Below are 8,372 nucleotides of genomic sequence, written 5' to 3' on the forward strand. Positions count from 1 at the left end.
TAGCTTTTAATTGCTATTTCTTTATCTGTCTTTTGGATCAAGCGCGTCGCGCAGACCATCACCTACGTAGTTAAAGCAGAACAGCGTAACTACCATGAATGCCGCTGGGAATGCCAGTTGCCAAATAGCAACTTCCATTGTTTGCGAGCCTTCTTGTAATAGCGCGCCCCAACTTGTCATAGGCTCTTGAACACCAAGACCAAGGAAAGATAAGAATGATTCTGTAAGGATCATGCTCGGGATAAGTAGCGTTGAGTAAACCGCAACAATACCCAATACGTTCGGTACGATATGACGTGTAATGATTTTCCATTTGCTTACGCCACATACGTGAGCAGCCTCAATGAATTCTTTACTACGTAAACTCAACGTTTGGCCACGTACGATTCGCGCCATATCGAGCCAAGCAATCGCACCGATAGCAACAAAGATGAGTACGATATTACGACCAAAGAACGTCACCAGTACGATCACGAGGAACATGAAAGGAACCGCGTATAAGATCTCCAAGATACGCATCATCACTCGGTCAGTACGACCGCCAATGAAGCCTGAAGCTGCACCGTAAAGCGTACCAATCAGTACCGCTACGAATGCGCCCATCACACCAACCATAAGAGAAATACGGCCACCGATCATCGTACGAACGTATAGGTCACGACCTAAACTGTCAGTGCCGAACCAGTGATCAGCATTTGGGCCTACGTGCATTGCGTACCAGTCAGTATCATCGTAAGCATGTTGCGCCAGCATTGGTAAAAAGATTACCGATAGCACCATGATAATTAGGATAAACAGACTGATCATTGCCGCTTTGTTACGCATAAAACGAATACGCGCATCCTGCCACAAACTACGACCTTCAATTTCCAAACTCTCAGAGAATTTTTCGATCGCTTCTAAGTTTTCTTTTTTCTTCAACATAACCATGCGTCCCTGCTAGTAGCGAATTTTCGGGTCAATAAGCGCTAGTAAAATATCAACGATTGCGTTGAACAAGATGAATAGGAAACCAATCAAAATGGTTACACCCATTACTAACGAATAATCACGGTTAAACGCGGCGTTAACAAACAGCTTACCGATACCTGGTAGGCCGAAGATAGTTTCAACAACAACTGAACCTGTGATGATACCTACGAACGCAGGCCCCATGTATGAAACAACAGGTAGCATTGCTGGCTTAAGCGCATGTTTAAGAACGATATAACGGTAACTTAGACCTTTAGCACGAGCCGTACGGATAAAGTTACTGTTTAGGGTTTCAATCATGCTACCGCGAGTGATACGAGCAAAGGTTGCTACGTATAGAAGAGACATCGCGATAACGGGTAGGACGATGTACATGTACGTACCACCGTGCCAACCACCTGCTGGGAATATATGCCAGTGTAGAGAGAATAGGTAGATAAGCGCTGGTGCCAACACGAAGGATGGCATCACCACCCCGAGCATGGCGGTCGACATTATGGTGTAGTCGATCCAGGTGTTGTGCTTCAAGGCGGCAATGGTTCCGACCGTTACCCCCATCAATAATGTGAAGATAAAGGCAACAAAGCCTACCTTCGCAGATACTGGAAGTGCAACCGCAATCAGCTCATTTACTGTGTAATCTTGGTATTTAAAAGATGGACCAAAATCACCCTGAAGGATGTTGGTCAAGTACGTGGTGTACTGTTCAAATACAGGTTTATCTAAGCCATATTTAGCTTCGATGTTAGCCATAACTTCTGGCGGTAATGGACGCTCGCTTGAAAACGGGTTACCCGGTGCGAAACGCATGAGAAAGAAAGATATAGTGATCAACACCAACATGGTTGGAATCGCTTCAAATATCCTTTTCATAATGAATTTAAGCATAAACTCACTCTTTCAGTCTGTGACAATTAAAATTAGAAAGACGCTACATGCGCGCCCTGCGCATGTAGTGTCTGTATCGTTATAGTTATATTAACTTTTTAGAATCTAAGCTCTTATTATTGAGCTTTGATGTATAAGTCTTTCGAGAAGATCTTATCTTCCGCGTTGTTAGTAGGGAAGCCACCAACGTGCGGATTTAGTAGACGTGATTTCACGTATTGGTAGATAGGTGCGATAGGCATGTCTTTAGCCATTAACGCCTCAGCTTCTAGGTAAAGTGCTTCACGCTCTTCTGCTGATGTAGAGTTAAGTGCTTTATCAATGAGTTGGTCGTACTCAGCGCTATCGTAGTGAACACCACCGGTAGTGTTGTTACTCTTCATTAGCGTTAGGAATGACGACGCTTCGTTGTAGTCACCACACCAACCAGCACGTGCTACTTCGAAATCACCTGAATCTTTAGAAGATAGGTAAGTTTTCCACTCTTGGTTTTCAAGCGTTACTTTAAGGCCTAGAGTTTTCTTCCACATAGAACCCAGCGCCACAGCAATCTTCTTATGGTTCTCAGAAGTGTTGTAAAGTAGGTTGAAGTTAAGTGGATTGTCTTTACCGTAACCCGCTTCTTCAAGAAGACGAGCAGCTTCTTCATTACGTTCTTTTTGAGACATCTTGCCGTAAGCAGGAAGTTCAGGGTTAAAGCCAGCTGTGATTTCAGGCGTTAGGAAGTAAGCTGGTTTTTGACCTTGTGCTAGGATTGCGTCACTTACGATATTACGGTCAATTGCGTAAGAGATAGCCTTACGTACACGAACATCATCAAATGGTGCTTTCTTAGTGTTAAAGATGTAGTAGTAAGTACATAGGTTACCCGCTACAGATACATCTTCCGCGTGTTCTTTCTTAAGACGCTTGAAATGCTCTACTGGAAGTTCGTTTGTGAAGTCGATTTCACCAGATAGGAAACGGTTCATTTCCGCTACTTGGTTTTCGATTGGTAGGAACGTTACTTTGTTTAGAACAGTCTTATCATTGTTCCAGTATTGGTCGTTACGCTTAAGTACTAGGCGTTCGTTAACAACCCATTTATCAACAGCAAATGCACCATTACCAACAAAGTGATCTGGCTTAGTCCATTGGTCACCGTACTTTTCGACAGTTGCTTTATGTACTGGCTTAACTGTTGTGTGGCCCATCATCATTACGAAGTATGGCACCGCTGTTTCTAATTCAATAACAAGTGTGTTCGCATCTACAGCTTTAACACCTAGCTCACTCTTGTCTTTCTTACCCGCGACGATGTCTTTCGCGTTCACCATCTTGGTATATTCCATGTACCAAGCATATGGAGAAGCAGTGGCAGGATCAACTGCACGTTGCCAGCTGTAAACGAAATCTTCAGCTGTTACAGGATCGCCGTTAGACCATTTTGCGTCTTTGCGTAGGTGGAAAGTGAATGTTTTGTTGTCTGTCGTTTCCCAGCTTTCGGCTACACCTGGGATTGTATTACCTTCGCCGTCTTGGTTCACTAGACCTTCTAGAAGATCACGAATTACGTGAGATTCTGGTACACCTTGAGATTTGTGTGGGTCGATAGTCGCAACTTCAGTACCGTTACCGCGAACAAGTTCCTGAACTTTTGCTAGTTCTGTACCTGCTGGAACTTCAGCAGCGATAGAAAGAGTAGAAGTGGCAGCCACTGCCAAACCAGCACCTAGAAGAAGGGCCTGAGTGATTTTATTCTTGTACATTTAATAAACTCCAAGTTTTACGTATTGCATCCATGACTTCTTTGCTTAGTTCACTGAACGGCAGTGATTTAGATTTATTTAGCTCAAAATTTAAGCATAAAAATCTAAAACCTTACAAAGATTGAGGCACACACTATCAACCATTGAAGTAATTTGCCATAAACAAGTCGCAAAAAATCGGATAATTCTCCGACTTACTCAAGGTAACAGTGTAAATCTCTAATAAAAACCTAATGAATAGTTAATTACACATCGGGATTTATTAAAAAACAGCCTTTAGTGTTGATGTATCTGAATTGATACTTTTATTTAGCATCTTATGCTAGAACACCGTCGGCAAATTAACATTAATGCCACATGAAATCTAATTGCACATCACATATCCCCTAAATAGACTCCACTATTTGTGAGGATTATCACTTTATACAAAACAGCATAATGCACTGCACCAAAACAGATTTAGAAATGCACCAAGACAGACAAAATTACGAACCGAATTTATATGCAACTTGAGTGATTAACCATTTATTAATGCACCGCTTATTTATAAATGGCTTTGTAGCATCCACAAAAAAGCCGACCTTAATAGTCGGCTTTTTGCTGTATCAATCAACTGAGTGAATTTTGGAGCAACATCATATTACGAGAATTATTTCTCCCAGCGATCCGCAGCTTTAGTATCTGAATCGCGAGAATCAACCCAGCGAGTTGTTTCAGTGGTGCGTTCTTTTTTCCAAAATGGCGCTTTGGTTTTCAGAAAGTCCATCACAAACTCACACGCTTCAAAGGCAGCGCCACGGTGCGCACTCGATACACCAACGTAAACAATCTGGTCACCGATATCTAGGTCACCCACGCGGTGAATCACTCGCATCTTCTGGATAGGCCAGCGCGCTTCAGCTTGGTCACAGATCTCGCTCAGCGACTTATCTGTCATACCCGGATAGTGCTCTAGAGACAAACCAATCACGTTGTCGCCAAGGTTCATGTCGCGAACTTTACCAACAAACGTCACAACCGCTCCCGCAGATGTGCCTTGAGCTAGATAATCGTATTCGCCACCCACAGAAAAATCTTCAGCAGTAACTAATACTCTTGGATCAATAACTCGAGAGTCATTCATGGCTAACCTCCAGTAACAGGTGGGAAGAAAGCCACTTCGTCGCCGTCTTTCACTTCAGTCGTCAAAGGTACGATTGATTGGTTAAGCGCAGCCAGAAGCTTGCCCTCTTCCAATGCGATATCCCATTTGCCTTCTTGTGTTACAAGGTGGCAGCGAATCGCTTCAATCGTCTTGAACTGCGTATCAACTTCAACGCTATCAACACCGACAAGTTCACGAGTTTGAGCAAAGAACAGTACAGTAATCATGATTTCACCTTGAAGTGACCTGATTTACCGCCGGTCTTCTCTAATAGGCGTACATTCTCGATAACAATGTCTTTCTGAACAGCTTTACACATATCGTAAATGGTTAGTGCAGCAACAGAAGCAGCCGTTAGCGCTTCCATCTCTACGCCTGTCTTACCAGCAAGCTTACATACTGATTCGATACGAACCTTATTTTCAGACTCGATTGCCTCAAGTTGAACTTCGACCTTAGTCAGCAGCAAAGGATGGCACAGTGGAATCAGGTCCCACGTCTTCTTCGCCGCTTGAATGCCAGCAATACGTGCTGTTGCGAAAACATCACCTTTATGGTGGCTACCAGAAACAATCAGCTCTAGCGTTTCTGCTGACATTTGAACGAAAGCTTCTGCTCTCGCTTCACGTACTGTCTCTGCTTTAGCCGATACATCGACCATGTTTGCTTCGCCAGACGCGTTAATATGAGTAAATTGGCTCATGCTCAAACCACCTTATACAGAAAGATGTGGCATGAAATTACAAGGACGGTGGCTAGCATCCATCTGTTGCTTGATGATCTTAGTCCAACCTGTACGACACGCACCTGTAGAACCTGGCATCGCAAAGATTACTGTGTGGTTAGCAAAGCCCGCAATCGCACGAGATTGAATTGTCGACGTACCGATCTCTTCGTAAGATACTTGACGGAAAAGCTCACCAAAGCCTTCTACTTCTTTGTCGAATAGTGGCTTAAGTGCTTCAGGCGTGCTGTCACGAGATGTGAAACCCGTACCGCCAGTGATCATAATCGCTTGAACGCTGTCATCCGCGATCCACTTAGAGACAATCGCACGGATCTTGTACATGTCATCGATAACAATTTGCTTATCAACCACGTTGTGGCCTGCTTCTTTAGCATGCTCAGCTAGGTAACCACCTGACGTGTCATTTTCTTCTGTACGAGTATCTGAAACGGTTAGTACTGCGATGTTTGCTGCTTGGAATTTGCTTTCTGCGTGACCCATTTGCTCACCTATAATAAATTTTCAATGATTAGACTGATTCGCCCAGCTTAAAGAAGCTGAGCGATAAAATGCTTTAGAGTATGTATAGCGGGTTAACCGCCGATTGACGCCAAGTTTGGAGTCATACCGCTGTTGCCATCATGCAAGAAGTGGCTAACGGACTTGGTTTGAAGCTGAGCCTGAATTCGATCAATGAGCTCTTGCTCTTGCTGATCTTCTTGAATCAGATCTCTCAGTTCAACACCGTGGTCGCCAAACAGACATAGGTGAAGTTTACCGGTCGCAGAAACGCGCAGTCGGTTACAACTCTCACAGAAGTCTTTCTCGTAAGGCATGATCAAACCAATTTCACCCTTGTAGTCTGGGTGGACAAACACTTGTGCTGGGCCATCGTTAACCGCTTTGACTTTTAACAGCCAACCGTTAGCAATAAGCTGATTGCGAATCGCAACGCCAGATACATGATGTTTATCGAACAACTCGTCCATCTCGCCGGTTTTCATCAGCTCGATAAAACGTAGTTGAATAGGTTTGTCTTTGATCCAATTAAGGAAGGCTGGTAATTCCTGACTGTTGAGGTCTTTCATCAATACAACATTGACTTTGACTTGTTCATAGCCAACCTCAAAAGCTTTATCAATGCCTCGCATAACCTCAGTAAACTTATTTTCACCAGTGATCTGATGGAACATACGTGAATCTAAACTATCCACGCTCACGTTTATATGGGTTAAACCAGCATCACGCCACTGCCCTACTTGTTTCTCCATGCGGTAGCCATTCGTTGTCGTGGCTACTTTTTCAATGCCTGGAGTAGAGGCAACGGTATGTATGATTTCAGGAAAGTCTTTACGCAGACTCGGCTCTCCGCCTGTAATGCGGATCTTTGAGGTACCACAATCTGCAAACGCTTTTACAACGCGTTTGATCTCGGGCACACTTAAAAAAGACGAGTTTTTTTGCCCTGACGGTTTGTAACCATCCGGCAAGCAGTAAGTACATTTAAAGTTACAGACGTCTGTAACCGACAAGCGCAAGTAATAAAACTTGCGATGGAATCTATCTTCGAATTGTTGCGCCACGGAACACCTTTCCAAACACGGGAGGCATAATCATTTCCAATTAAGCCCTTGTGACAACATGTCACTGGCTCTTGATGCGTATCGGTACAGCAAATACCACTGTGCGACTTAGCATGCGAGAGCTCGGAGTTATGGCAACTGCACGTTATATTCACACGCGCAGTAGCTGAGTAATAAAATACTTAATATTTGTACGTGAATCTAGCTCTGATGACAAAAAACGGGTCACATCGGCAAAAAAAACGTATCAAACCCTCAAAATAACTCTTGTTGAGTATCTGACGAGAAGCATTTAACCTAAATTATAGTTGGTAATAATCTAACAAGAACAAAAAATGAATATTTACGCTTCAAAGAAAGTCGTAGCAATCGGTGGAGGCCATGGCTTAGGTCGCATGCTTGCTGCATTAAAAGACTTTGGTAGCAATGCAACTGGCATTGTTGCAACAACAGATAACGGTGGCTCGACCGGACGAATTCGAGACTGCCAAGGTGGTATCGCTTGGGGAGATACTCGTAACTGTATCAACCAATTGATCACTGAACCTTCCATCAGTTCGATGATGTTTGAGTACCGTTTTCGCGGCCAAGGTGAGCTAGACGGCCATAACTTAGGTAACCTAATGCTGACGGCATTGGATAACCTTTCCGTTCGCCCATTGGAAGCCATTAACCTAATTCGAAATATGCTCAAGGTCGATGTGAATATCGTCCCGATGACCGAGCACCCTTCCGACCTCACCGCGTTATCAATGGATGGTCGTTGGGTTACGGGTGAAACCAACGTTGACGACATGACAGAAAAACTGCGCATGATGGACTTGTCTCCAGAAGTGCCCGCAACCAGAGAAGCCGTTGCAGCCGTCGAACAAGCCGACTGTATCGTTCTTGGCCCTGGCAGCTTTCTGACCAGTGTTATGCCCCCTCTTCTCCTTCCAGAGATTGGGAAAGCCATCGCTGAGAACACCAAGGCTAAGGTTATCTTCATTGAAAACCTTTCGCCAGAACATGGCCCTGCAGGAAAAATGACGCTTCAAGAACAGCTTGAATGGTGCGAACGTACCTGCAAAGCGAGAAAAATTGATGTTGTGCTGGGCAATGCGCCGCACCCTGAACTTGAAGGGCTTTGGAACTGCGTGACCACCGATCTTGCCTCTCCTAATCGAGATTGGCGACACGACCGTTTAAAGCTTCAACAAGCGATTCGGGCTCAACTGGCTTAGTGGCTTAGTGGCTTAGTGGCTTAGTGGCTTAGTGGCTTAGTGGCTTAGTGGCTTAGTGGCTTAGTGGCTTAGTGGCTTAGTGGCTTA

9 protein-coding genes and 1 riboswitch are annotated in these 8,372 nt (G+C 44.3%); of the genes, 1 reads left to right on the forward strand and 8 read right to left on the reverse strand.

Annotation, left to right across the window (positions count from 1 at the left end; genetic code table 11):
- Positions 1-21: 21 nt before the first annotated feature.
- The 8 genes from oppC to moaA form a co-directional block, all read right to left on the reverse strand.
- Positions 22-924 carry an oligopeptide ABC transporter permease OppC gene (oppC, locus tag OW495_RS09745; RefSeq protein WP_065111287.1) on the reverse strand — a complete coding sequence of 301 codons (903 nt, stop codon included), beginning with the start codon at positions 922-924 and terminating at the stop codon, positions 22-24.
- Positions 925-939: 15 nt separating this feature from the next.
- Positions 940-1,860 carry an oligopeptide ABC transporter permease OppB gene (gene oppB, locus OW495_RS09750; RefSeq protein WP_004734022.1) on the reverse strand — a complete coding sequence of 307 codons (921 nt, stop codon included), beginning with the start codon at positions 1,858-1,860 and terminating at the stop codon, positions 940-942.
- Positions 1,861-1,976: 116 nt separating this feature from the next.
- On the reverse strand, positions 1,977-3,608 hold the full coding sequence (locus OW495_RS09755) for an ABC transporter substrate-binding protein (protein ID WP_065111003.1): 1,632 nt from the start codon (positions 3,606-3,608) through the stop codon (positions 1,977-1,979).
- Between the two features lie 649 nt (positions 3,609-4,257).
- A complete protein-coding gene (gene moaE, locus OW495_RS09760; protein ID WP_102514402.1) occupies positions 4,258-4,731 on the reverse strand; it encodes a molybdopterin synthase catalytic subunit MoaE in 474 nt (157 codons plus the stop codon).
- Between the two features lie 2 nt (positions 4,732-4,733).
- Entirely contained in the window at positions 4,734-4,979 is a 246-nt protein-coding gene (gene moaD, locus OW495_RS09765) for a molybdopterin synthase sulfur carrier subunit (RefSeq protein ID WP_289886225.1), read from the reverse strand.
- A complete protein-coding gene (moaC, locus tag OW495_RS09770; protein ID WP_065111002.1) occupies positions 4,976-5,455 on the reverse strand; it encodes a cyclic pyranopterin monophosphate synthase MoaC in 480 nt (159 codons plus the stop codon). Before moaC ends, moaD begins: the two co-directional genes overlap by 4 nt.
- A 12-nt stretch (positions 5,456-5,467) precedes the next feature.
- Positions 5,468-5,980, reverse strand: coding sequence for a molybdenum cofactor biosynthesis protein B (moaB, locus tag OW495_RS09775; protein ID WP_065111001.1), 513 nt, complete (start codon positions 5,978-5,980; stop codon positions 5,468-5,470).
- A gap of 92 nt (positions 5,981-6,072) precedes the next feature.
- Positions 6,073-7,062, reverse strand: coding sequence for a GTP 3',8-cyclase MoaA (moaA, locus tag OW495_RS09780; RefSeq protein ID WP_017632500.1), 990 nt, complete (start codon positions 7,060-7,062; stop codon positions 6,073-6,075).
- A riboswitch (molybdenum cofactor riboswitch) is annotated at positions 7,051-7,203 on the reverse strand. Its footprint overlaps the gene before it by 12 nt.
- Positions 7,204-7,397: 194 nt before the next feature.
- Between moaA and OW495_RS09785 the strand changes: the two genes are divergently transcribed.
- Positions 7,398-8,285, forward strand: a complete 888-nt coding sequence (locus OW495_RS09785) for a YvcK family protein (protein ID WP_076668993.1) — start codon at positions 7,398-7,400, stop codon at positions 8,283-8,285.
- The last annotated feature ends 87 nt before the right edge of the window (positions 8,286-8,372 follow it).

The organism is Vibrio sp. 14N.309.X.WAT.E.F5, from assembly GCF_030397615.1.
Lineage (GTDB): Bacteria > Pseudomonadota > Gammaproteobacteria > Enterobacterales > Vibrionaceae > Vibrio > Vibrio lentus.